Source organism: Phyllobacterium sophorae (assembly GCF_003010965.1).
Taxonomy (GTDB): Bacteria; Pseudomonadota; Alphaproteobacteria; order Rhizobiales; family Rhizobiaceae; genus Phyllobacterium; species Phyllobacterium sophorae.
Genome location: NZ_PGGM01000005.1, coordinates 53,694 through 78,329, shown reverse-complemented (window position 1 = coordinate 78,329; position 24,636 = coordinate 53,694). Strand labels below are relative to the sequence as shown.

Below are 24,636 nucleotides of genomic sequence, written 5' to 3'. Positions count from 1 at the left end.
CCAGAGGAAAGCCTAGTCTAAAACGATGAACGTCACGCGGCAATGCGACGTTCGTCGTAAGCTGGGTTCGGGCCTAATCTGCATTCTGCCAGGGGTGAAATTCTCCTTTGCTTTGCCGAATGTGGTAACGCATATTGAGCCTTTCGATTTTTGACCCATCGGTTACGTCGATTTCCTTAAGACGCTTATCCCGCGAAAACCAGCCGATCACGTTGTCATTTTCGTCAAAGCGGGGACGATAGCCATCAATATTATTAGGATCTCCGGCAAAACCGCCGCGCTCACCATTGATTCCATCAATTGCGCGATCAAGGATGTCAGATTTTATCTTTGCCGGCACCTGTGCGTTTAGCCCTTGAATTATCGCTTGGGCTGAATTTTCTGGATAGCGATCAAGTCTGAATTTTCTGACGGTATCAGCAAGGGCCTTGGCATTGACCGAAATGAACTTTTCATATTCGGCGGGGTATTTAGAAATACGGGAGCCCACCGTATCTCCTATTTCATTTGACAATGGTATATCCCAATAATTGAAAGCTCCGCCCCATCCTCCAATCGTTTGGTGCCCCCGTTCTTGGTCTGTTGCGGAGAGAGCATCTTTGGCAATGATTTCTTGCATGGATGGCAGCTTGCCATCCTGTAAAACGCTTCCCATGACATGCTCGCCAATAAGATTGGAGTTCGCCTGTATCTTCACAGGATCAAAAGGCATGCCATCAAAACGTAAGCCGTTTCGGGTTACGTTGCGAATAAAGAAACTGGCTTGGCTGTTCGGATCGTCGGCGTTGATTTCTCCCGCCTTGCGCAGCCAGAACTCCTGCGCTTCGAACTCTTTGCGGTCCATAATACTCAAACCAGGGTTCTGCAGACGATTTTGAACTTGCTGATGCAGATATTTATACGCTTCGACGTAGGCACCTTTTCCGCTGCCGATTTTGCTTCTGAGTTCGGCCTTCTGGCTTTCATTGAATTCAAGATTGCTGTGCTGTCCTCGACCGGAATATGAAGCAGGTTTGACACGACCGTTGTTGCTGCGCCGCTGAGCCGATGTAGCGTCTGTCTTGATCGGGTCAACAGATGGGCTCGATCGAAAAGAGCCGAACCTCCCGCCATCGGTCCATTGGCCGCCATCGGGATTACCCGCCGGTACACGCGGTTGGTTTGCGTCGTATTTGCGGGCGACCTCCTCCATTACGCGCAATCTCGACCGGTTAAAATCGAGGCCGAGCTCCACTTTGCGGATTTCCATGCGGGGATAGGTATTTGGCGGTGCCGACCGCATCAGCTTCAACCGCTCAGTCTCAGCGGTGACCATTGACCTGAGGTAAAGGATTTCGGAAATTTGGTAGGATGATAAGCCCATGAAATATTTTCCCGTTTAAAGGAAAATATTCCTATTGTGAGGTGAGCCTGTCAATTGGCAATTGGTCGTATGCGGGGTGTTCACCGATGGGCAATCCCGCTTGGTTTAGTCGTCGCCACTCTCCTCGCAGACGTGGTGCGCCATATCGACAAGCATATCGCTGACGTGTTTATCGGCCAGCTCGTAGAAAATCTGCTTGGCCTGCCGGTTGCCACGCACCAGACGCGCACCCCGTAAAAGCCGCAAATGATGGCTGACCAGCGATTGCGACAGGTCGAGGCTTGCTGCGATGTCGCCCACGGATCTTGGCGCCTCCAGGCAGAAAAACAGAATACGCAAACGCGTGGAATCGCCAAGCAGCCGGAATGTCTCGGCGAGGATCGTCGTCTCTGGCTGCGAGGGAAGGACCACCTTGCTCAATGCTTGTGGCCCTCGTGATTGTGGGCGTGAACACCGTGATCGTGGTCGCTGTGATCATGGTCCCCGTGGTCGTGGCTGTGCTCATGCTCGCCGTTGGAGTTCGTACAGAGACAGCAGTCGTCAGTGGCCATATCGGGCCAATCGATGGCGATCGTCGAATGCTCGATGTCGAATTTTTTCGCGAGTTCGGCCTCGACCGCCTTAACCAGAAGACGCGGGTCGGTATCGGCCTTTGGCAGCACATGCAATGTGGCGAGCGCCCTGCCTGACGTGATCATCCAGACGTGGACATGCCGCACATTGGCGATGCCAGGAATGGTCGTCTTCAAATACTGTTCAATTTCTTCCGGCGAAGCATTTGCCGGAGCGCCTTCGAGAAGGATGTGCATCGAATTTTGAAGAAGGGCCCAGGCACTGCGCAGGATCAGCAAGCAGACGAAGATCGACAGGATTGGATCGATGGGCGTCCAACTCGTATAATAAATGACGATCGCGGCAATGATGGTACCCACCGAACCGAGCAGGTCGCCCAGAACATGCAGCACAGCGCCCTTGATGTTGACATGCTCGCTATCGCCTCGAGTCAAGATCCAGAACACCGCTATATTGACGATCAATCCGATGGTCGCCACGATGAGCATGGGACCGGCCAGAACTTCGCCCGGATTGCGAAAACGATCGACAGCTTCGATGGTAATCCACACAAGTATGGCAAAGAGCGCGATCGCATTCATCAGTCCGGCGATGACTTCAAACCGCAAGTAACCGAAAGTGCGCCGCTCATCGGCAGCCCGCTTGCCAAAATGGAAGGCAGCATAGGCAAGGGCCAAGGCTGCCGCATCGGTTACCATGTGCCCGGCATCGGCAATCAGCGCCAGCGAGCCCGACAGAAGTCCGCCGATCACTTCAACGATCATGAAGGCAAAGGTAATAAAGAAGGCGATCAACACCTTACGCTGGTTGTCCGCCGTGATCTTCGGCGCGTGATCGTGACCTTCGTGCGAATGCGACATGGCTTGCTCTCGTTGCTAACAAACATATCAATACTTGTTCATATGTCTACTGTCAACGGCGGGCAGAGCATTTGATCCACCGGCGCCGGGGCCGGTGGATCGTGATCGGGGAGTGCCTATGCGGCGAGTCGTGGCTCGATCTCGGCGAGATCCACATGGCCGAGGAATTGGCCGCTTGTCACTGCTGGCTGACCATCCTCGATGGCGTGGGCAAAGATAACGCCCCTGTCTGTTTCAAGTTTCTGCAGGTAGCGCTGAAGCCCTGGATACTCGACCTTCAGATCGAAAAGCCTCAAGTCTTCGCCCCAGCGTGCGATGCCGATGAGGTAGGCATCGGCAATCGTCTTGCTGTCCCCGACAAGCCACTCGCGACCCTTCATATGCGTTTGCAGATAGGCGTAGCCTTCGGCAGCCTTTTCCCGGGCCAGGTCACGCAGTATTTTGATCGCCGGATCGCCATCCTTCAACTTGAACGCAACCCAGCCAGACGCAAAGGCGGAATGAAAGCTCGTGTGCAGATAGGCAAGCATCTGGTTGAGCCGGTCGGACTCTTTCGTTCCCTGCGCAAACCCCAGCTTGAGGCTCAGATCACGTGCCGCGATGTTTTGCAGAATGGCGAAGCTTTCGCTGAGCGGTTTGCCTTCCTCCAGAAGCAGAGCCGGCGTCTGCTGGTGGCTGTTGACGCGCCCATAAATATTGCTCTTCGTCTTGGCCAGCATGTCGATCCGGCTCAGGCGATAGGGCTGTCCCAGCCATTCCAGCGCAACAATCGATCCGAATGAGCAGCCATGCGGCACGCCATAAAACAGTACAGGTTCCATTTCCAATTTCCTTGATTTTGAGTTCACGAGCCGCGGTGAAATGGAACATGGCGATGGCGGTAACTATTGTAAAGAAGGCACAAAAATGTCATGATGGTACAAAATTTATACCAGCATCTAAAGATTGGACGAAAATGAAGGACACGGTTTCACACTGCCCCGTTGAAAACGCCATGCTCGTCCTTGCCGGACGCTGGCGCATCCTGTTGATCTATTATCTCCTGGAGGGGACCAAGCGATTCAGCGACCTTCGCCGCGACATGCCAAAGATATCCCAGCGCATGCTGACGCTGGATTTGCGTGCACTGGAGGCCGCTGGTTACGTCCGCCGCACCGTCTACCCTGAGGTTCCCGTGCGCGTTGAATACAGTCTCACCGAAGAGGGGCTGCGTTTGCGCTCGCTGGTCGATGTCCTTGGCGAATGCGGTGAGCGCCTGACCAGACATCGCGACGCAAAGGCAGCCTGAGCGCCTGTCCTCACCACAATCCCGCGTGACACGTTTGGCCCGATCGGTTAAGCGATTGCATCTCTGGGACTCGGAGCCAACACCACCCGCCTTCTGAAAGGATCGGCATGACCGACATGGTACATTTGCAGCGTCTCGACGCATTGATGGATCGTTATGACGTGCTTCTGTGCGATGTCTGGGGCGTCCTGCATAACGGTGTGGATTCATTCGCCGCTGCTTCCAGCGCCCTGTCGCGCGCGCGGCAGGCCGGTCTGACGGTGGTTCTCATCACCAATGCGCCGCGACCATTCGCTGGCGTTGCTCAGCAGATCCACGCACTCGGCGTGCCAGAAGCGTCCTATGATCGCATTGTCACATCCGGAGATGTAACGCGCGAACTGATCCGAAATGCGCCGCGCCAGATTTTCCACCTTGGGCCGGATCGTGATGAAACGTTGTATGACGGGCTTGATATCGAACTCGTCGAGGAGCGTGAAGCGGACGTTGTTGTCTGCACAGGCTTTTTCGACGATGAGACGGAGACACCCGAAGACTATGCTGAAATGCTGACGCGTCTTCGCTCGCGCAACCTGCCTTTCATCTGCGCCAATCCCGATATTGTCGTCGAGCGTGGAGATCGTCTCATCTGGTGCGCTGGCGCGCTTGCTCGCGACTATAGTCAGCTCGGCGGCCGCACGCTGATTGCCGGCAAACCGCACCGCCCGATTTACGAGGCGTCCGTTGCCGCCGCTGAAGCAGTACGCGGCAAACCTGTCGATCGTTCGCGTATTTTAGCTATCGGCGATGGCATGCTGACTGATATCAAAGGTGCCGACCAATTCGGCATCGATGCGCTCTATATATCCGGCGGTATTCATGCGGGGGACTATGTGATGGGCGGTGTCCATGATCTTGAGAAACTGCTGGCGTTTCTCGACAAGCATGGCAGTAATCCCGTCGCCACGATGCCCGCTTTGGCCTGAGGTATTATATGCCGATCTTGCGTCTGACTGATCCATCCCATCTGCCAGAGCATCTCAAGGATGCAGTCGTGGCGATCGGCAATTTTGATGGTGTGCATCGAGGACATCAGGCCGTTCTCGAACGCGCATTGGTAGCGGCGGATTCAGCAGGTAAACCTTCACTCGTCCTGACATTCGAGCCGCATCCGCGCAGCGTATTCGTCCCGGACCAACCGGTCGACCGGCTGACACCCGCCGCTGAAAAAGCTTTAATTCTGGAAGCGCTCGGGTTCGATGCGGTGGTTGAATGTCATTTCACCCGTGAGTTTTCTCAACTGACCGCGGATGTCTTCGTTGATCAGATTCTGGTCGGTGGCTTGGCGGCAAGCCGCATCGTTACCGGCTTCGATTTTCATTTCGGCAAAGGCCGCCAGGGTGGACCTGCCTTTCTAATGGACGCCGGCGAGAAACGCGGCTTTCACGTCACCCTGGTTGATGCTTTTCGCGATGAAGGCGGGCAGGCGATATCGTCGAGCCGCATCCGTGAGCTTTTTGGTGAAGGAGAGGTGGTGGAAGCTGCCGGTCTCCTCGGTTACCGTCACCGGATCAGGGCGGAAGTCGTTGCCGGCAAGCAGCTTGGCCGGACTATCGGTTTTCCGACGGCCAACATGATTTTGCCGCCCGAAACCCATTTGAAACATGGTATATACGCCGTACGCTTCCGTCGTGCGGACGGCACGCTTTACGACGGCGTTGCGAGTTTTGGCCGCAGACCGACAGTCGATACCGATGGCGAGCCGCTGCTCGAAACGTTCGTCTTCGACTTCAACGGCGATCTGTACGGTGAAATCTGTGCGGTGTCATTCTTTGGATATCTGCGCGGCGAGGAAAAGTTCGATGGCCTTGAGCCGATGATGCAGCAGATCAGGCGTGATGAGGAAGAAGCGCGAGCGCTTCTACAGGGCGTGAAGCCGCTTTCCGCTCTCGACCAGACGATCAACTTTGATTGAATTGGCAAATCGTTTACCAAAAGAATAAATCCAATTTTATCTATCTTTCAGTAGCTTCGCGCCAAAGCTTGCCGCCTCCCAGGCAAGATTCCGGAGTGATTTCATGTCCATTCGTCTTATTGGCGCTCTTTCGAGCGCAATAGTTTTTGCGGGCTCAGCAGCAGTCTTTGCCGATGAATATTACGCTGACAACCAGACAACCAGCAGCCCGCGCGGCGAGCATTGGTGGTCGGGTGACTGGTATCTGACGCTGGGGGCAAAAGGCTTCGTCGCGCCGCGTTACGAGGGCGCCAAGGACTATCTCCTGAGCGCCGCCCCAGTGATCTCGCTCGGTCGCGCCGGAAGTTCAGTTCGTTTCTCGTCACTCAACGACAATGCATCGTTGGGCTTCATCGATACCGGCGTTTTCCGTGCCGGTCTGACGGGTAAATTGATCACTGGCCGTGATGATGGTGATTCCGATGACCTCAAGGGCCTGAACGATGTCGACTGGGGCGTCGAGTTGGGTGGTTTTGCCGAGTTCTATCCGACGGACAATATTCGTGGCCGCGTTGACGTGCGCCGTGGCATTGGTGCACACGACGGTGTTGTTGCCGATGTGGCAATCGATGCCTTCCAGGACTTGACGCAGACCGTACGCGTGTCCGCCGGTCCCCGCGCAACGTTCGCCACAAAAGATTATTTCAAGGAATATTACGGGGTAAATGCCAGCGAGTCGGCGGCCTCCGGCCTCGCGCAATATTCGCCGGGTGGCGGTCTCAAATCGCTTGGGGTCGGTGGCCAGATCACCTGGCAGACGACCGAGAAGATCACCACCAGCGCCTATGCCGAATACAGCCGCTTGATGGGCTCGGCAGCAGACTCCAGCCTGGTGAAAGAACGCGGTTCTGCCAATCAAGCCACGTTTGGCGTCCAGGCAACCTATCGTTTCGATTTCTCGCTTTGAAGGACAGGACGGCAAACGTGAAGTTTATTGCGGCTGCCCCTTTATTCTCGCAGGCGTCGTTGCTAAAAGCGCGGTCATGAAAACCGTTTTCTGGACTTGCGTGCAGTCCATACCTATTCAGGCGATACGAATTACTGGCCCGGCCTTGCCGCATTCCTGAAGCTTCGGCTTTGCGGTGCGGAAGGTCCGGGGCGGCGCCGTTGCGCTTCATTGTGATTTCTTTAGATTCCCGCCTGCTGTGACCACGCGCGGGCCTTTATACAAGCTGGAAAAATGACCGATAAATCCACGACACTCGATTATTCGAAGACCCTTTATCTGCCGCAGACGGATTTCCCCATGCGCGCCGGCCTGCCCGCCAAGGAGCCGGAATTCGTTGCGCGCTGGCAGGAGATGAACCTCTACAAGAACCTGCGCGAGGACGCCCGGGAGCGCCCGCTTTATGTCCTGCATGACGGCCCCCCCTATGCCAACGGCAACATCCATATCGGCCACGCGCTGAACAAGATCCTCAAGGATGTTATCACTCGCTCGTTCCAGATGCGCGGCTACAACTCCAATTACGTGCCGGGCTGGGATTGCCACGGTCTGCCGATCGAATGGAAGATCGAGGAGCAGTATCGCGCCAAGGGCAAGGACAAGGACGACGTTCCGATCAACGAGTTCCGCAAGGAATGCCGCGAATTCGCCACCAACTGGATCAAGGTCCAGTCGGCGGAGTTCAAACGGCTCGGCATCGAGGGCGATTTCGAAAACCCTTACACGACGATGGCTTTCCATGCGGAAAGCCGCATCGCCGGCGAACTGCTGAAATTCGCCATGTCCGGCCAGCTTTATCGCGGCTCCAAGCCGGTGATGTGGTCGGTGGTCGAGCGCACTGCTTTGGCCGAGGCCGAGGTTGAATATGCCGATATTGAAAGTGACACGATCTGGGTGAAGTTCCCGGTCGCGAAAGGACCGTCTGATTTATCATCGGCGCATGTCGTCATCTGGACGACCACGCCTTGGACCATCCCGGGCAACCGTGCCGTCAGCTACTCGCCGCGAGTCGCCTATGGCCTCTACGAGGTCGAGGCGGTCGAGAATGATTTCGGACCGCGTCCTGGCGAGAAACTGATCCTTGCTGATGCGCTTGCCGAGGAATCGGCGATGAAGGCCAAATTGACGTTCAAGCGTATCCGGACCGTCTCCGCCGATGAGCTCGCGGCGATCACTCTCCTCCATCCGTTTGAAGGTTTTGGCGGCGGCTACGAATTCGTGGTGCCCATGCTGGACGGCGATCACGTCACCGACGACGCGGGCACGGGCTTTGTGCATACCGCCCCCGGCCATGGCCGAGAGGACTTTGAAGCCTGGATGAATGCCGCGCGCGACCTCGAAGCACGTGGCATCTCTCCTGCAATCCCTTTCGCGGTTGACGATGCAGGCTACTACACCAAGGACGCGCCGGGCTTTGGTCCGGATCGAGAAGGCGGGGCTGCGCGTGTCATCGACGACAATGGCAAGAAGGGTGACGCGAACAAGGCTGTTATTGATGAACTAATCTCCCGAAATGCGCTCTTCGCGCGCGGCCGCCTGAAGCACTCCTATCCGCATTCCTGGCGCTCGAAGAAACCCGTTATCTTCCGCAACACGCCGCAATGGTTCGTATACATGGACAAGGATCTCGGCGACCGGACCACGTTGCGATCCCGGGCTCTTGCTGCCATCGACGAAACCCGTTTCGTGCCGGCCGGCGGCCAGAACCGCCTCCGCGCCATGATCGAAGACCGGCCGGATTGGGTGCTTTCACGTCAAAGGGCATGGGGCGTGCCGATCTGCGTTTTTGCCGATGAGAACGGCAATGTCCTGAAGGACGACGGTGTCAACGCTCGCATCCTCGAAGCGTTCGAGCAGGAGGGCGCCGATGCCTGGTTTGCCGAAGGCGCTCGTGAGCGCTTCCTCGGCGAGAAGGCGAATGAGCCGTGGACGCAGGTTCGCGACATTCTCGATGTCTGGTTCGATTCCGGCTCGACGCATGTCTTCACCCTGGAAGACCGGCCGGACCTGAAATGGCCAGCCGATGTCTATCTCGAAGGCTCGGACCAGCATCGCGGCTGGTTCCACTCTTCGCTGCTGGAAAGCTGCGGCACCCGCGGCCGTGCGCCCTACAACACCCTCGTCACCCATGGCTTCACCATGGACGAGGAGGGCCGTAAGATGTCGAAGTCGCTCGGCAATACCGTGACGCCGCAGGACGTCATCAAGGATTCCGGCGCGGATATTCTGCGTCTCTGGGTCATGACGACGGATTACTGGGAAGACCAGCGCCTTGGTAAGAACATCATCCAGACCAATATCGACGCTTACCGCAAGCTGCGTAACACCATCCGCTGGATGCTTGGCACGCTCGCTCATGACGAGGGCGACGAGATTGCCTATGCGGACATGCCGGAACTTGAAAAGCTGATGCTGCATCGTCTTGCGGAGCTCGATGAACTCGTGCGGTCCGGTTACGATACGTTCGAGTTCAAGCGCATCACCCGTGCCTTGATCGACTTCATGAATGTCGAACTCTCGGCGTTCTATTTCGACATCCGCAAGGACGCCCTTTATTGCGATGCGCCATCGAGCATCAAGCGCAAGGCAGCGCTGCAGGTTGTCCGCCACCTGTTTGACCGCATCGTCACATGGCTGGCGCCCATGCTGCCATTCACGACCGAGGAAGCATGGCTCGACCTGCACAAGGATGCCGTATCGGTGCATCTTGAGCAGTTCCGGGATACGCGACCAGAATGGAGGAATGACGAACTTGCTGCCAAATGGCGCAAGGTGCGCGACGTGCGCCGCGTCGTCACTGGCGCGCTCGAATTGGAGCGCGCTGACAAGCGTATCGGCTCGTCGCTGGAAGCGGCACCTGTCGTCTTCATCACCGATCCTGAGTTGCTGGCCGCGGTGAAGGACCTCGACATGGCCGAGATCTGCATCACCAGTGCGATCACAATCAAGGGCGAGACTGCTCCTGCGGACGCTTTCATCGCGGATGAAGTCAAAGGCGTTGCCGTGGTGCCCGAACGCGCAACAGGTACGAAATGCGCCCGTTCATGGCGTTATACCCATGATGTCGGGTCGGACGCAGCCTATCCTGATGTTTCGGCCCGCGACGCCGCCGCATTGCGCGAACTGGCCAAACTCGGAAAGCTGGTGGCTTGAAAAAGAGATGCGGATCGTGATTTCCCGTAATCCGCATCTTTCTTGACAATAACTTTCACTGGCTTGCTTAAACTAGTTGGCCTCATGTAAAAGGATTGCCATTGAACTGCCTGATTTTAGAGGCAGGGCATAGATCAAGCAAATTTGATCAGCAGGCAATCTGCTCAAGGCTCGGGTTGGAAGTGGCAAGCATGGATTTGAACGGACGCATTACGGTTTTCGGTGCATTGATCGCGTCGCTGGCGCTTGGCGGCTGCGTTTCTTCGCCGACCTATGGCACGGATAAGACTGCCGGTGGCCAGTTGCTGGATGACGTTTCTAACCTCGCATCGTTTGGACCGAAAAAGCGCAATCAGATCGCCTACAACCCGCGTCCGGAACTGGTCCGTCCTGCCGAGGGCAAAGCGGCGCAATTGCCCGCTCCGCAGGCTGCTGTCGATACGGCGGGCAACCCAAACTGGCCTGAGTCGCCTGAGGCACGCCGTAAACGGATCCGCGACACGGCAACGGCAAATCAGAACAATCCGAACTTCACGCCTGAAGTCGAGAATGACATGCCGCTTGCCAAGGCGGATGCGGATAAATCCGATTATGGTTTCTTCGGTGACAAGGTGCCAAAGGTTGTACCTCACGGGCAAACGGACCAAAGCGCCGAGTTTCGTGCGCGCAAGCTTGCCTCGACCGCAGGGTCGCCCACGACACGCCGCTATTTAAGTGAACCGCCGCTGGAATACCGCGCGCCCGCGGCCACCGCTGCTGCCGATGATCTTGGTGAGGACGAAGCCAAGAAAGAGCGCGAGCGCAAGGCAGCTGCCCGCAAGGACAAGGGCTTCAGCTGGCGCAACCTTATTCCTTGGGAGTAAGGCCGTCCCACCCATCTGGTCTAGAATGCGCGCGGCGCCCTGCAAGGGCTTCCGAATAAAGTTTACACGAGTAAAGTATAAAACCAGCGCATGCTTATTTTCTGTCATATGGTGACTACAAAAACACGAATCGTGACGCCATAGGCAAATAAAGCGGCTGAATCCAACAAGTCAGAATTGCGTTCCATTTCTCACTTTGAGCGACTTTTTCTAGTGCAGATTGCAGAAAATATTTTGGTTGCATTTGGGCGATCGAGAGGTTGATTGATCATCGCCGCAGCAATGATCGCAATCCAGATAAATTAATCATTTCAAATAGTTATAAACAATCAATATCAATTGGCTTTGGCGGTTTCCTGCGACGGTAACACATCCCTCAATTGCCTATTCATTTTCATACAACGCTACCAAGGTCTAATTGACTTGGCTTTTTTGACCAGACTACACGGATTATACTCTACAAATTGAAGTCTATTTCGTGATGCCAATTAATCGGACTTTTATTTCCCAAGGAAGTAATTTTGAGCATTTCTCCAGCGGCTTTCATCAAAATGCATGGGTGCCTTTGACAACCTGACGTTGCCATCTCGGGAAGCAAGCATGTTCAGCTTTAGCGCTCGCCGCCATGGGGCAAGCGGCTTTTGCGCAGCAGATCACTGTAGGCGGCGACGTATTCTCCAATAATGCGCTGGTGACAGATCCCAACCCCGCAAGCGAGTGGGATGCAAAGACGAATTTTATCATAGGCAATACCAGCACCGGCACGTTGACGGTAGAAGGTGGCGGTTCTGTCAAACACACGGAACTGGCGGTTATCGGCAACGAGGCGGGCAGCTTCGGAACGGTGACTGTGACAGGCCCGGATTCAAAGTGGTCTGAGGAAGGGAGTTCAGACAGTATAGGACTGATGGTCGGCCTAAATGGCAAGGGCGGGCTTCTCATCGAAGCTGGCGGTGTTGTCGAACTTGCTGGACGCGCGGCGATTGGCCAGCAGATGGGTAGCAACGGAGCAATTATCGTGTCGGGCCCGGGTTCGTCACTATTGGCCAATGGTTCGGCGCGTAACACTCACTTTGGTTTGACTGTGGGGGAATTTGGCAGCGGAAATCTGATCATTGAGAAAGGCGGCACGGTAAAGAGCATGGGAAGCTCTCAGATTGGAACAGAAAATGGGGGTATTGGAACAGTTCGTGTCAGTGGTCCCGGTTCGTCCTGGGAGACAACAGACGGTGCGATGGCGGTTGGCAGTGGTAGAGGTGGGGTTGGCACCCTGATTATCGAAAATGGCGCAAGCGTGAGTGTAGAGTATTTTTCTGCCATCGGCTTTTCCAATGTGACTCCCCCCAGTACGGGTGTAGTGGAAGTAAACGGTTCAAAATCCGTCTGGAAAACGGGCACTGGCCTTGATATCGCTGTAGGAGGGACAGCTCGATTGACGATCACCGACGGCGGGTTTGTCGATAATGCCGGGGAGACATATGTCGGGGGTAGGGGCACTGTCACAGTGGACGGGTCCGGGTCAGGATTTAATACGGGCACTGATATGAAACTCGGCGGCTCGCTTGACATTACGAATGGCGGTCTTGTCAGCGTTGGCGCGTCATATGAGATTGGTATGACAGCGAGTGAAGCGGGCATCGCCAGCGTCAGCGGAGCGGGCTCAAAATGGACAACTGGAACTGTACTGACAGTTGGCGAGAACGGCAGTGGCACGCTCAATATCAGCAACGGCGGCGTGGTCACCAGCCAATCGTCTGTAATAGCGGGTCAGTCCGGTTCAACCGGCACGGTCAATGTCAGCGGAGAGGGTGCCCAATGGAACACGGAAAGTGTTCTGACTGTCGGTGACGCCGGCACCGGCACGCTCAATATCAGCAATGGCGGCGTGGTCAGCAGCCAATCGACGATCCTTGCGATCACAAACGCCAGCTCCATCAATATTGGCGAGGGCGGCACCTTCAATACCGACCTTCTAACCTTCAGCGATGGTGCCGGGACGCTCAATTTCGATACGAAAGCCGATTATGCCTTCGCAACCGACATGGAAGGTGCAGGCAATGTGAACATTCAATCCGGCCATGTCGATCTGATTGGCGACAGCGGCAATTTCAGCGGCAGGACGCAGGTCTTCGATAAAAGTGTTCTCTCCGTCAATGGTGTCCTTGGCGGCACGCTCGATGTGCTGGGCGGCGGGGTACTCGGTGGCATCGGCACTGTGGGTTCTACGACGATTGAAGATCTGGCGGCGTTGGCGCCGGGCAACTCTATCGGTACGATCCATGTCAAGGGCGATCTCACCTTCAACTCCGGATCGACCTATCGGGTTGAAACCAGCGCCGGCGGCACCGGTGACAAGACGGAGATTTCCGGTGTGGCGACGCTGAATGGCGCGCATGTACAGGTTGAAGCCGATAGCGGCAATTGGCAGCCGACGACGACCTACACGATCCTCACGGCTTCCGGGGGTGTGGCGGGGCATTTTAGCGGCGTTGAAACGAACCGCTACTTTCTTAAGCCGGAGATTGGCTACCCGGACGCCAATACCGTCATCCTGTTCCTGAAGCAGGATGAACTCCCGATTGACGGGAATTCTGAGCTGGTCGAAAATTTGCAGAAACTGGATAAGGAAAAGGGACCACGCACCGTTGCGCAGGTGCAAGGCGGGATTCATCCTTCGCTCTCCGGTGTGCTGCTCGATGACAGCCGCTTCATCAACGAGGCGGTCAACAACAGGGTGCGCTCGGCTTTTGGGGTTTCGTCCGCGCCCTTGCCCGTGCTGGCCTTCGGGCCGGACGGCGCGGACCTGCAGGCCGCCACGACCGATCGTTTCGCGCTGTGGGCGCAAGGTTTTGGCTCGTGGGAAGACAAGAAGAGCGACGAGGCCTTTACCGGTCTTGATCGTTCCATCGGCGGCATATTTGCCGGCGGCGATGCGGCGATTGGCGATCATGCCCGCCTCGGCCTCGTTGGCGGCTACAGCCACACGAAGCTCGATGAACCGGATCTCGCCGCTTCGGCCTCGGTGGACAGTTATTATCTTGGTGTCTATGGCGGCGCGCAGTTGGGCGCGTTTAATCTGCGCTCCGGCTCCAGCTATACCTGGCACGATATCGGCATCGATCGCCAGGTACAATTCACCAACACGCGCGAGTATCTCGCCGCAGACTATCATACGGCAACCGCACAAGCCTTTGCCGAGGCCGGTTACAATATCAAGACGGCCAAGGTCGATTTTGAACCCTTCGCCGGTCTCGCCTATGCCAATCTGCGATCCGGCGGCTTCAGCGAGACGGGCGGAACGGCGGCACTATCGGGTGCGGTATCCAACAATGATGTGACCTACACCACGCTCGGCCTGCACGCATCGACAGAACTATCATTTGGTTTTGCCGATACCAGGCTGCGGGGCACGGCCGCATGGCGTCATGCCTACGGCGATATCACACCTGTTTCCACGAGCGCCTCTGCTGGAGCCAATATCTTTGACATCTCCGGTCTGCCCATCGCGCGCGACGCGGCATTGCTGGCGGCGGGGTTCGACATGGACATAGCTCAAAATACGACGATTGGCCTGTCCTATCAGGGGCAGATCGCCAGCAGGGTTCAGGACCACGGTTTGAGGGCCAACCTCAATGTGAGGTTCTGAATCAGTTTAACAGGCAGTATGTGCCCGGATATGCAGGTCGCGTGGCAGGCTTGCTGCTATTGCAGAAGTACAACCAACTACATCAAAATGCATAGATTGTGATGACACTAATACTATAGTATTATCCCCATGCTTGAATTGGGGGCGCTCTGTTCTCTGGCATTGGCTGTTTTTCACTGCCAAGGCAAAGATGAGCGAAATTCACCATGGTGGCGGTTTTGATGTGGTTTCTGTTCCGGTGACGCGATCACTGGCGGACAAGATCAATAGGGGTATTTGGAAAAAATACCTGCTTCTTATCCTGCTCACTATCGGCCTCGCGGAGGTGCGGGATAACGCCATTGCGCAAGAGGTTGTGGTCAGCGGCGACGTGCTTACCGACCCTGATGCCGGCGTGGGCGTCAAACCGAACCCATGGAATGCCGGATATGTCCTTTACGTAGGAGCGTCGCAACAGGGCGCGTTATCCATCAGCAATGGTGGTATTGTCTTCCTGGGAACGGACAATCCCACCGGGTCATTCAAACATTCCCGCATCGGCGTATTCTCCGGAAGCGTCGGCGATGTCATTGTGACGGGAGAGGGTTCCACTTTCAATTTTGGGAATCTTCTTGTCGTCGGCGAAAGCGGGACAGGCTCGTTGACAATCGAGAATGGTGCCAGGGTGGTCAATGACGGTATCGCCATTGATGGCTCTGTTCCCCGATCGGCGATAGGGCTCAGTCCGGGCGGCATAGGCGTCGTTCGCGTTGCAGGAACGGATTCATTCTGGGCCCCCGGCGAACGCCTGTTGGTTGGGCAAGGCGGAACCGGCACGTTGGGGATCGCCGCCGGCGGTACCGTTCAAAGTTCCGTTGCAGTTGCAATCGGAAGGCTGGCAGGAGGTGATGGGACAGTCACCGTTCAAGGGACAGATGCGCTGCTGGATACAGGCCAGAACCTGTTTGTGGGGCTGGGTGGCACAGGCTCCATGACTGTGGCGAATGGTGGTTCCGTCCGCAGTGCCGGAATCACGGAAATCGGCGGGGGAGAAGGTCTTGCCTCTCAGAGCATCCTCCCGGGGGCAGGAACCGGCACTGTTGTCGTAACCGGAAGCGGTTCGATCCTTGCGGCCGGCGATGTGCTCAACGTCGGTTCGCGGGGCAATGGGACGTTGACGGTCGGCGAAGGCGCTGTGGTAAGCAGCGGATCGATCGGCAAACGGTACCATCAATCTCGAAGGTGGCACCTTGCAGGCTGATACCATCGCCTTCGGGCAAGGCACCGGCGCGATCAATTTCAATCACAATCAGATCTCGTACGTGTTCTCGCCTGGTATGAGCGGTGCCGGAACGTTGAATATGGCCTCCGGCAGGACAATCCTGACCGGCAACAGCGGTGGCTTTACCGGTAGCACCCATGTCATGGGTGGCCAACTCATCGTCAACGGTACGCTTGGCGGGGTGATCGATATTGGCGCTGGCACCTTGCTGGGCGGCAACGGCACACTAGGCTCCACGGCGATCGGCGATGGCGGTGTGCTCTCGCCGGGCAACTCCATCGGCACAATCAGCGTTAATGGCGATCTCACGTCCAATCAAGGATCGGTCTATCGCGTGGAGGTCGATCCGGCTGGCAGCAACGACAAGACACTCGTCTCCGGAGTTGCCGCCCTCGCCGGACATGTTGATGTCATCGCGTCAACAGGAAAATGGCGCTTTCAGACGGACTACACCATTCTTTCCGCTATGGGGGGTTTGAATGGCACTCGGTTCACGGATGTCTCGTCCAATCTACAATTCCTTGATCCCACGCTGACCTATGACCCGAACAACGTCATGCTGACTTTGCGCCGCAACAATATTGCCATTTCGGATCTGGCGGAAACGCCCAATCAGCGGAATGCCGCGCAGTCCATTGACGATTTTATCGCGAACAATCCGGCTGGGGATCATCCTCTGGTCCAGAACATGTTGGGACTCGATGCTGCAACTGCGCCTTTGACTATTGCCCAGCTTCCGGGCGAGATCCATGTCTCCATAACAAGTGTGCTGCTCGATGACAGCCGGTTCATCAGGGATGCCGAGAATAATCGGCTGCGTGCCGCGTTCGGTGGTGTTGCCGCGCCGGCAATACCAATACTGGCTTACGGTCCGGCCGGCACCGAACCCGATGCCGTAGCAACTGATCAGTTTGCTGTATGGGGACAGGGCTTCGGTTCATGGGCAGACTGGGACAGCAACGATAATGTACCAGGTGTGGACCGATCCCTGGGCGGTCTTCTGATCGGCGGCGACGCTCCCATCGGGGATAATGGGCGGCTAGGTATTCTCGCAGGCTATAGTTACGCCAGTATCGATGAAACCAGCCTTGATGCCTCCTCCTCGATCGATAGTATCCATCTTGGCATCTACGGTGGCGCAGAATTCGGCGCGCTAAGTCTGCGGTCCGGCGCAGGCTATACGTGGCACGATATCAGCACTGATCGGTTGGTTCAGTTCACGGGATCGCGGGAGCGTCTAACGGCAGACTATGATGGCGGAACGGCCCAGATTTTCGGCGAATTGGGCTATCGGATCAAGGCCGGGAGTGTCGACCTCGAACCTTTCGCCAATCTGTCCTATGCCAATCTCCACCTCGACGGCTTTGCTGAAGAGGGCGGCTCTGCCGTACTTTCGGCCAGCTCCTCAAACACCGACATAACATTCAGCACGCTCGGGCTGCGTGCATCGACGCAGCTGCCAATAGGGTCGATGGAAGCGACGATGCGCGGTATGATTGGTTGGCGCCATGCTTATGGCGATATCACACCGCTATCGCGCCTTGCTTTTACGGGAATGAATGCGTTCGAAATTTCTGGACTCCCGATAGCGCGCGATGCGGCGCTGCTCGAAGTGGGATTCGATGTCGATCTCGCATCGGCTACAACCTTCAGCCTGTACTACCAGGGACAGGTTGCCAGCGAGGTTCAGGACCATGGCGTGCGGGCCGATCTGACCGTACGATTCTAGTCTGAACCACCTCGTCCAAAAAATTGAACGGACAGATGCCTCGGTCCATTGTTTTCCTCTATAAGGATAATGCGTCGCTTCCATCCTTCCAATCGAGGACCGCAACAATTGTTCATCCTGCGCTTTCTTGGACTGATCCTGCTTGTCCTGCTGACGTTGTTTGGTTTCCTCTGGGGCGGATTTGCGCTCTGGTACCAATTGCCATTTGGTGTTGCCGGAAATATTGGCTGTCTTATTCTCTGGGCAGCTGCCGGCTTCGCGGTGCTGTGGCTTGAATTCAAGGGACGCCCGCGCCGTGCGCTGATCGTCTTGATCCCATTGATGATTGGCCTTGGATACTGGTGGAGTACGATCACGCCGTCCCTGAACCGTATCTGGGCTGAAGATGTAGCGCAGACCGTGACCGGTACGCTCAACGGCAACTATGTGACGTTGTCCAATGTGCGCAATTTCGAATGGCGGACGCCGGCGGATTTCACGCCGCGCTGGGAGGTCCGTACCTATGATCTTCAGGATCTGGCATCGGTCGATGTGTTTCTGTCCTATTGGTCCAATCCTGCCATTGCCCATACATTGGTCAGCTTCGGCTTCAACAATGGCGATCACGTTGTTTTTTCGGCGGAAATCCGCAAGGAACGGCACGAGCAATTTTCGGAAATTGGTGGTTTCTTCAAGGAGTTCGAACTGGCCATGATCGCTGCCGACGAGCGCGACATCGTTCGCCTGCGCACCAATATCCGCAAGGAAGACGTCTATCGCTACCGCATCAACCTCAAGCCGGAGACCCGCCAGGCGCTGTTTCTGTCCTACCTCAACAATGCCAACCAACTGGCCACGACTGCAAAATTCTACAACACGATAACGGCCAACTGCACGAGCGTAATTTTCGACATGGTGCGTGCGATAACGCCGGATATTCCGCTCGACTATCGTATTGTCCTGTCGGGCTATCTGCCGGGCTACCTTTACGACCTTGGCGCCATCGACCGGCAGCGGCCGCTGGTCGAGGTGATCAAATCAGCCCTGATCAACCAGCGCGCCCTGGATGCCGATAATGATCCGGATTTCTCTGCGAAAATCCGCGTTGAAAACTAGAGTCTTTTGGTGCGGAAGAATTCCTTGAGAATGACTTCCGCCTCCTGCTCCTTGAATCCGGAATAGACTTCCGGCGCATGCAGACAGGTGGGCTGCGCGTAAAACCGAGCCCCGTTTTCCACCCCGCCGCCCTTGATATCTTGCGCGCCGTAGTAGAGCCGCCTGATGCGGGCGAACGAGATCGCGGCGGCACACATGGTGCATGGCTCGAGCGTCACATAGAGATCGCACCCGGTAAGGCGTTCATTGTCGAGAATCTGGCAGGCTTCGCGAATAACAATAATTTCCGCATGAGCGGTGGGATCGTTCAACTCGCGCGTACGGTTTCCCGCGCTGGCAAGGATGGTTCCATCCTTGACCAGAGCGGCACCGATGGGCACTTCGCCACGCGCTGCGGCGCCATGCGCTTCAGTCAAAGCCACACTCATTGGGTCAGTTTTTTGGTTCACGCCGTCTCATTGTCCAGAATTTACTCGCAAGAGCACGTCATAGCTGGTAGTGAGCCCTGCTGAAAGGCAAACATTCCATGACAAGTTCAAATGACGACAAAAAGGGCGGGAAACGCCCCTTTGAAAAGCGCAGCTTCGACAAGAAGGACGGCGGCGGCAGCCATTTCGGTTCCAAGGGGCCACGCAAGTTCGATGATGCAGCTCCCGCAAAGCGCGGTTTTGTAGCACGCACATCGCATGACCAAGCACCTGTCGAAGAAGGTGAGCGAATTGCCAAGCGTCTGGCCCGTGCCGGCATAGCTTCGCGGCGCGAGGCCGAAACCATGATTGCCGCCGGCCGTGTCTCCGTAAATGGCAAGCGGTTGGAAAGCCCCGCCATCAATGTTCTGCGCACCGATCGCATCGAAGTGGATGGCAAGCCGCTGCCGGAAAAGGAGCGTACCCGGCTGTGGCTCTATCATAAGCCTGCGGGCTTGGTGACGACGAACCGCGACCCGGAAGGGCGCCAGACGGTCTTTGAATCGTTGCCCAAGGATATGCCGCGCGTTCTGTCCGTTGGCCGCCTCGATATTAATACTGAGGGCCTTTTGCTTCTGACCAATGATGGGGGACTTTCCCGCGCGCTGGAGTTGCCTTCCACCGGCTGGCTCCGCCGTTACCGCGTTCGCGCGCATGGCAGCGTCACCCAGGAAAAGCTCGATACATTAAAAGACGGCATCGCTGTCGATGGCGTCTTCTACGGCGCAATCGAAGCGACGCTGGAGCGCGAACAAGGCTCGAATGTCTGGATCATGGTTGGGCTGCGCGAGGGCAAGAACCGGGAAGTCAAAAATGTGCTCGGCGCACTTGGACTTTCGGTCAATCGCCTGATCCGCATATCCTATGGGCCGTTCCAGCTTGGCGACCTTCCGGAAGGCTCCGTACGGGAAATGAACGGTCGCACCTTGCGCGACCAGCTCGGCGAACGGCTGATCGAAGAGTCGGGTGCGGATTTCGATGCACCGATCATCAATGTGTTTTCAAACGAAGCTGTGAAAGGCGAGGCCGTGCAGCAGCCATCTGCAGAAGCACGCGAACGTCCTGTGCGCCGCTCGTCCGAATGGATTTCAAGCGCGCCTGTGGCTAAGAAGCGCCCGCCGCGCAAATCCAAAGATGAACAGCGGGAAGAGAATCTTTCGCGCTGGACGACGGCCCCTACGGACCGACCGGCAGCACCGCGCGCGAGCCGTGATGACCGGCCAGCAAGGGGAGCTCGCGACGAGCGGCCAGCCCGGCCACCCCGCGACGGTGAACAAAAGCCACGCGGCGGCGTCGCATCGAAAGCGGATCGCGAGCGCAAGGAGGACGAGGCACTTGCTCCGCGTAAATCCCGCTCGGCCAATGTTTGGATGGCGCCCGGCGCCCGTCCCATGGGTGCGGCGCGTGCCAAAGCTGTGGAATCGCGTAACCAGCGCAATCGTTCGGAGGGCGCGAGTCCCGACAAGCCAAAGCGTTTCGGTGAAGGCGCGGCGCGCCCAGCCCGTTCTCCCAGTGAACGCTCGGCCGGGGATCGCCCCCGGGAAGATCGCGACAGGCCAAGAACGGACCGTCCTGCCGGTGGATTTGCCGGCGGCGACAAGCCGCGCAGCTATTCTCCGCGCCCGCCGCGCGGTGATGATGACGGGGCAGAGCGTCCGAAGCGGGCTTTCGGATCGAACCGACCCGAAGGTACACGCGAAGACACGCGTCCCGCTCGCCCGCCACGCGTAGGCAAGAGAGAACGTGCCGAATTGAAAGAGCGCGAAGCTCGGGGCGACAAACCAGCCCAGTCTGAGCGGCCAAACCGTTCAGAACGTCCCTACGGCGCCAGCGGCAAGCCGACGCGTGCTCCTGGCCGTCAGGATGGCAAGGGCGGCGACCGGCCTTATGGTGGCCCGAAAAGTGCAGCACCTCGTAGCGGCTCACCACGTGGTGGCTCCGGCGGTGGTGCGGGTCGCCCGCCACGCGGCAACAAGCCTAAATCTTAAGGGCATGCTCTGATGCGGATTGTCGGCGGAAAATTTCGCGGGCGCGCTTTGGCGACGCCAGGCTCCAACGCGATCCGGCCGACGACCGACCGGACGCGTGAAAGCCTCTTCAACATTCTGGTACACAATTATCCGGAAAAATTTGAATCGACTCGCGTTCTCGATCTTTTCGCCGGGACGGGTGCGCTTGGTCTTGAAGCCCTGTCACGCGGTGCACGCTATGGCGTTTTCATCGAGGAATCGACAGAAGGGCGTGGGCTGATCCGCACCAATGTCGAAACATTTGGCCTGCTCGGCAACACCAAGATTTTCCGTCGCGACGCGACCAAGCTTGGAGATGCGGGAACCATTGAGCCGTTTGATCTGGTTTTCGCCGATCCGCCCTATGGCAGGGGCTTTGGCGAAATGGCATTCAAATCCGCGCTTGACGGCGGCTGGCTCAATCCCGACACACTTCTGGTGCTTGAAGAAGAGGCCGAGGCGATGGTCGATCTCGATCCGCGATTCCGCATTGTTGAGGAGCGTCCCTACGGCGGAACGGTTATAAGGCTTGTCACATTGAAGTCGTAAAGACCGCGATTGTATCGTCATCCTGAAACAGAACTGGATAGATCTGAATGTCCTTTGCTCCGAGCCGCGCGATTGCGGCATTTGTCTTGATCGGCGCCCTTACAGCCCCGGCTTCCTTTCTTGCGGCAAGAGCAGAAACATTAGCCACAGCGCCGGTAACAGCCGACAAGGCTGATGAGGACGACGTTTCATCTTTTCGTTTGGAAAATGGCCTTGAAGTCGTGGTGATCCCCGATCATCGCGCGCCGGTGGTCACGCATATGCTATGGTATCATGTCGGATCCGCGGATGAGGAACCGGGCAAGTCCGGCATTGCCCATTTTTTCGAACACCTGATGTTCAAGGCCACCAAGACCTATCCCGCCGGGGAATTCTCGCGCAAGGTTGCCGAGATCGGTGGTCAGGAAAATGCGTTCACTTCCTATGACTACACCGCGTTCTACCAGCAGGTCGCGCCGCAAGCGCTTGAAATGGTCATGACCTATGAGGCGGACCGCATGGAAAACCTCATACTCAATGAGGACGTGGTCAAGACGGAGCGCGATGTCGTGCTGGAGGAACGCCGCTCGCGCATAGATGGCGATCCGGGAGCCCTTCTCGCGGAAGAGGTCAATGCAACGCTTTATCAGAACCACCCTTACAGGATGCCAGTGATTGGTTGGCTGCATGAAATGGAGCAACTCAACCTCAAGGATGCGCTGGCATTCTATGAAAAATACTATACGCCCAACAATGCCACGTTGGTTGTCTCGGGTGACGTCGATCTTGATACGGTCAAGGCTCTGACGGAAAAGACCTATGGCAAGGTACCGCGCCGGGCGGATCCCGGCGCGCGCGTGCGTCCGCAAGAGCCGGAACAGAACACCAAACGGACGGTTTCCATGGCCGATCCGCGCGTGTCGCAGCCCAGTTTCCAGAAAATGTGGCTCGTGCCGTCCTATACGAGTGCAAGACCTGGCGAAGCAGAGGCGCTTGATCTCTTGAGTGAGGTGCTCGGCGGTTCGTCTCGCAGCCGGATCTATCAGGCGCTGGTCGTACAGGATGGATTCGCCGCCAGCGCCGGTGCCTATTATCAGGGCGGATCGCTTGATGACGGAAGTTTCGGTATCTATGGTTCCCCGCGCGGTTCCGCCACGCTAACTGATGTCGAGGCCGGCATCGACGCGCAAATCGCCAGAATCATCAAGGACGGCATTACTGCTGACGAACTTGAAAAGGCACGCAACCGCTTTCTCAAGAGCATGATCTTTGCCCGTGACAGCCAGTCGAGTATGGCCCGTATCTATGGTTCCACGCTCTCTACCGGGCAAACCATAAAGGACATCCAGGAATGGCCGGACCGGATCCGCGCGGTGAAAGTTCAGGACATTCAGGATGTTGCGAAGCGCTATCTCGTCGATGGCCGCTCAGTCACCAGCTATCTGATGCCCGAGGAAGGCAAGCCTGACCAGAAGGTTGAGGCAGAGACACCTGCGGCCGGAGAAACACAATTGCCGGAACCGCCGGCGCAGGGAGTCGTTCAATGACCGCACCAATGTTTAGGCGACTTGCTGCCACGCTGTTGTTGATGCTTTTTGCAGTTTCGCCGGGCCACGCCGTTGAAATCAAGGAAGTCGTCTCGCCCAAAGGCATCCGGGCCTGGCTGGTGCAGGATGATTTCGTGCCTCTGATCTCTATGCGCTTTTCGTTCAAGGGGGGCTCTTCGCAAGATCCGAAAGGCAAGGAAGGTCTCGCCAATTTGATGACCGGGCTTTTTGATGAAGGCGCAGGAGATCTGGATTCGGACACGTTTCAGGCGAAGCTCGACGACGTCGGGACTGAAATGGGATTCAACGCCGATGATGACCGCATCACCGGCTCTATTCGCATGCTTGCTGACAAACGTGACACCGCCGTCGATCTTCTTGCAGTTGCGGTCAACGAGCCTCGTTTCGATCAGGCACCCATCGATCGGATCCGCCAGCAGGTGGTTGCCGGGATAAAGGCATCCGAACGTGATCCGAATACGATTGCCGGACGCAAATTCGCCGAAGCCCTCTATGGTGATCATCCCTATGCGCGCCAATCCGACGGCACGGAGCAGAGTCTGACCACGATAACCCGTGACGATCTGGTTGCCTTCCACAAGCGCAACTTTGCGCGGGATAACCTGATCGTCGGCGTGGTCGGCTCGATCAGTCCAGAAGATTTGGCCCCGCTTCTCGACAAGGTTTTCGGCGATCTGCCTGCGAAAGCCGAGCTCCAGCCGGTAAGCGACGCCAAACTCGGTTTTGGTCAGACGACGCGCGTCGACTATGCTCTGCCGCAGACTTCGATTTCCATGGTCTATCCGGGTATACGCCGCCAGGATCCGGATTTCTTCCCTGCCTACATCATGAACCACATTCTGGGCGGCGGCACATTCTCTTCGCGCATCTACAATGAAGTACGGGAAAAGCGCGGCCTTGCCTATTCGGCGGGTTCAAACCTGGTCAATCGCGACCACATGGCGGCCCTCATGATATCGACCGCCACGAGGGCAGATCGTGCCAACGAAACCCTGCAGATCCTGAAAACGGAAATCGCCAAGATGGCAAAGGACGGCCCCACGGAAGAGGAACTGGTCGAGGCCAAGAAATATCTGGTTGGTTCCTATGCGGTGAACAATCTTGACTCGTCGTCGGCAGTTGCCAGCACGCTGCTTGGCCTGCAGGATGAAAACCTTGGACGGGACTACATAGACAAGCGCGCGGACCTGATCAACGCAGTGACGCTGGATGAGGTGAAGACAGTGGCAAGGAAACTTCTTGATACAGATCCGGCCGTTTTGATCGTCGGACCGCCGCAATCCTGATTGAGTAA

19 protein-coding genes are annotated in these 24,636 nt (G+C 56.8%); 14 read left to right on the top strand and 5 right to left on the bottom strand.

What is annotated here, in order from left to right; genetic code table 11:
• Positions 1-73: 73 nt before the first annotated feature.
• The 4 genes from CU103_RS12940 to CU103_RS12925 all read right to left on the bottom strand — a co-directional run bounded on the left by CU103_RS12940 (position 74) and on the right by CU103_RS12925 (position 3,617).
• Positions 74-1,363, bottom strand: a complete 1,290-nt coding sequence (locus CU103_RS12940) for a hypothetical protein (protein WP_106664353.1) — start codon at positions 1,361-1,363, stop codon at positions 74-76.
• A gap of 105 nt (positions 1,364-1,468) precedes the next feature.
• On the bottom strand, positions 1,469-1,774 hold the full coding sequence (locus CU103_RS12935) for an ArsR/SmtB family transcription factor (RefSeq protein WP_425350602.1): 306 nt from the start codon (positions 1,772-1,774) through the stop codon (positions 1,469-1,471).
• Positions 1,775-1,779: 5 nt separating this feature from the next.
• A complete protein-coding gene (locus CU103_RS12930; RefSeq protein ID WP_106664351.1) occupies positions 1,780-2,796 on the bottom strand; it encodes a cation diffusion facilitator family transporter in 1,017 nt (338 codons plus the stop codon).
• 116 nt (positions 2,797-2,912) lie between these two features.
• The gene (locus tag CU103_RS12925) at positions 2,913-3,617 is read right to left on the bottom strand and encodes a glutathione S-transferase family protein (protein ID WP_106664350.1); all 705 of its coding nucleotides are present in this window, start codon (positions 3,615-3,617) and stop codon (positions 2,913-2,915) included.
• 134 nt (positions 3,618-3,751) lie between these two features.
• On the opposite strand from CU103_RS12925, the gene CU103_RS12920 reads away from it, so the two are divergent.
• The 10 genes from CU103_RS12920 to CU103_RS12875 all read left to right on the top strand — a co-directional run bounded on the left by CU103_RS12920 (position 3,752) and on the right by CU103_RS12875 (position 18,770).
• Entirely contained in the window at positions 3,752-4,084 is a 333-nt protein-coding gene (locus CU103_RS12920) for a winged helix-turn-helix transcriptional regulator (protein ID WP_106664593.1), read from the top strand.
• Positions 4,085-4,200: 116 nt separating this feature from the next.
• A complete protein-coding gene (locus CU103_RS12915) occupies positions 4,201-5,049 on the top strand; it encodes a TIGR01459 family HAD-type hydrolase (RefSeq protein WP_106664592.1) in 849 nt (282 codons plus the stop codon).
• Between the two features lie 8 nt (positions 5,050-5,057).
• A complete protein-coding gene (locus CU103_RS12910; protein WP_106664349.1) occupies positions 5,058-6,038 on the top strand; it encodes a bifunctional riboflavin kinase/FAD synthetase in 981 nt (326 codons plus the stop codon).
• 103 nt (positions 6,039-6,141) lie between these two features.
• Positions 6,142-6,984 (top strand): MipA/OmpV family protein, encoded by an 843-nt coding sequence (locus tag CU103_RS12905; RefSeq protein ID WP_106664348.1) that lies wholly within the window; start codon positions 6,142-6,144, stop codon positions 6,982-6,984.
• 273 nt (positions 6,985-7,257) lie between these two features.
• A complete protein-coding gene (gene ileS / locus CU103_RS12900) occupies positions 7,258-10,176 on the top strand; it encodes an isoleucine--tRNA ligase (protein WP_106664347.1) in 2,919 nt (972 codons plus the stop codon).
• Positions 10,177-10,367: 191 nt separating this feature from the next.
• The gene (locus tag CU103_RS12895) at positions 10,368-11,039 is read left to right on the top strand and encodes a hypothetical protein (RefSeq protein WP_106664346.1); all 672 of its coding nucleotides are present in this window, start codon (positions 10,368-10,370) and stop codon (positions 11,037-11,039) included.
• Between the two features lie 625 nt (positions 11,040-11,664).
• Positions 11,665-14,685 (top strand): autotransporter domain-containing protein, encoded by a 3,021-nt coding sequence (locus CU103_RS12890; RefSeq protein WP_106664345.1) that lies wholly within the window; start codon positions 11,665-11,667, stop codon positions 14,683-14,685.
• 190 nt (positions 14,686-14,875) lie between these two features.
• Entirely contained in the window at positions 14,876-15,925 is a 1,050-nt protein-coding gene (locus CU103_RS12885; protein ID WP_146147790.1) for a hypothetical protein, read from the top strand.
• Positions 15,915-17,675, top strand: coding sequence for an autotransporter family protein (locus tag CU103_RS12880; protein ID WP_106664343.1), 1,761 nt, complete (start codon positions 15,915-15,917; stop codon positions 17,673-17,675). The genes CU103_RS12885 and CU103_RS12880 overlap by 11 nt, the downstream gene beginning before the upstream one ends.
• A gap of 108 nt (positions 17,676-17,783) precedes the next feature.
• Entirely contained in the window at positions 17,784-18,770 is a 987-nt protein-coding gene (locus CU103_RS12875) for an Lnb N-terminal periplasmic domain-containing protein (RefSeq protein ID WP_245448765.1), read from the top strand.
• Here CU103_RS12875 and CU103_RS12870 read toward each other — a convergent pair.
• Positions 18,767-19,198, bottom strand: a complete 432-nt coding sequence (locus CU103_RS12870; protein WP_106664341.1) for a nucleoside deaminase — start codon at positions 19,196-19,198, stop codon at positions 18,767-18,769. The genes CU103_RS12875 and CU103_RS12870 overlap by 4 nt on opposite strands.
• Before the next feature lie 98 nt (positions 19,199-19,296).
• Between CU103_RS12870 and CU103_RS12865 the strand changes: the two genes are divergently transcribed.
• From CU103_RS12865 to CU103_RS12850, 4 genes are read left to right on the top strand one after another with little or no spacing between them, the layout of a single operon-like run.
• Positions 19,297-21,225, top strand: a complete 1,929-nt coding sequence (locus CU103_RS12865) for a pseudouridine synthase (protein ID WP_106664340.1) — start codon at positions 19,297-19,299, stop codon at positions 21,223-21,225.
• Between the two features lie 12 nt (positions 21,226-21,237).
• Positions 21,238-21,795, top strand: coding sequence for a 16S rRNA (guanine(966)-N(2))-methyltransferase RsmD (rsmD, locus tag CU103_RS12860; protein WP_106664339.1), 558 nt, complete (start codon positions 21,238-21,240; stop codon positions 21,793-21,795).
• 47 nt (positions 21,796-21,842) lie between these two features.
• Positions 21,843-23,321 (top strand): M16 family metallopeptidase, encoded by a 1,479-nt coding sequence (locus tag CU103_RS12855; RefSeq protein ID WP_106664338.1) that lies wholly within the window; start codon positions 21,843-21,845, stop codon positions 23,319-23,321.
• Entirely contained in the window at positions 23,318-24,628 is a 1,311-nt protein-coding gene (locus tag CU103_RS12850) for a M16 family metallopeptidase (protein WP_106664337.1), read from the top strand. The genes CU103_RS12855 and CU103_RS12850 overlap by 4 nt, the downstream gene beginning before the upstream one ends.
• Positions 24,629-24,636 lie beyond the last annotated feature (8 nt).

Excerpts from the sequence above, each read along its gene's own strand:
- CU103_RS12940 (WP_106664353.1), bottom strand. The coding sequence starts at position 1,363 with ATGGGCTTATCATCCTACCAAATTTCCGAAATCCTTTACCTCAGGTCA.
- CU103_RS12930 (WP_106664351.1), bottom strand. The coding sequence starts at position 2,796 with ATGTCGCATTCGCACGAAGGTCACGATCACGCGCCGAAGATCACGGCG.
- CU103_RS12925 (WP_106664350.1), bottom strand. The coding sequence starts at position 3,617 with ATGGAACCTGTACTGTTTTATGGCGTGCCGCATGGCTGCTCATTCGGA.
- CU103_RS12920 (WP_106664593.1), top strand. The coding sequence starts at position 3,752 with ATGAAGGACACGGTTTCACACTGCCCCGTTGAAAACGCCATGCTCGTC.
- CU103_RS12915 (WP_106664592.1), top strand. The coding sequence starts at position 4,201 with ATGGTACATTTGCAGCGTCTCGACGCATTGATGGATCGTTATGACGTG.
- CU103_RS12910 (WP_106664349.1), top strand. The coding sequence starts at position 5,058 with ATGCCGATCTTGCGTCTGACTGATCCATCCCATCTGCCAGAGCATCTC.
- CU103_RS12905 (WP_106664348.1), top strand. The coding sequence starts at position 6,142 with ATGTCCATTCGTCTTATTGGCGCTCTTTCGAGCGCAATAGTTTTTGCG.
- ileS (WP_106664347.1), top strand. The coding sequence starts at position 7,258 with ATGACCGATAAATCCACGACACTCGATTATTCGAAGACCCTTTATCTG.
- CU103_RS12895 (WP_106664346.1), top strand. The coding sequence starts at position 10,368 with ATGGATTTGAACGGACGCATTACGGTTTTCGGTGCATTGATCGCGTCG.
- CU103_RS12890 (WP_106664345.1), top strand. The coding sequence starts at position 11,665 with ATGGGGCAAGCGGCTTTTGCGCAGCAGATCACTGTAGGCGGCGACGTA.
- CU103_RS12885 (WP_146147790.1), top strand. The coding sequence starts at position 14,876 with ATGAGCGAAATTCACCATGGTGGCGGTTTTGATGTGGTTTCTGTTCCG.
- CU103_RS12870 (WP_106664341.1), bottom strand. The coding sequence starts at position 19,198 with ATGAGTGTGGCTTTGACTGAAGCGCATGGCGCCGCAGCGCGTGGCGAA.
- CU103_RS12865 (WP_106664340.1), top strand. The coding sequence starts at position 19,297 with ATGACAAGTTCAAATGACGACAAAAAGGGCGGGAAACGCCCCTTTGAA.
- rsmD (WP_106664339.1), top strand. The coding sequence starts at position 21,238 with ATGCGGATTGTCGGCGGAAAATTTCGCGGGCGCGCTTTGGCGACGCCA.
- CU103_RS12855 (WP_106664338.1), top strand. The coding sequence starts at position 21,843 with ATGTCCTTTGCTCCGAGCCGCGCGATTGCGGCATTTGTCTTGATCGGC.
- CU103_RS12850 (WP_106664337.1), top strand. The coding sequence starts at position 23,318 with ATGACCGCACCAATGTTTAGGCGACTTGCTGCCACGCTGTTGTTGATG.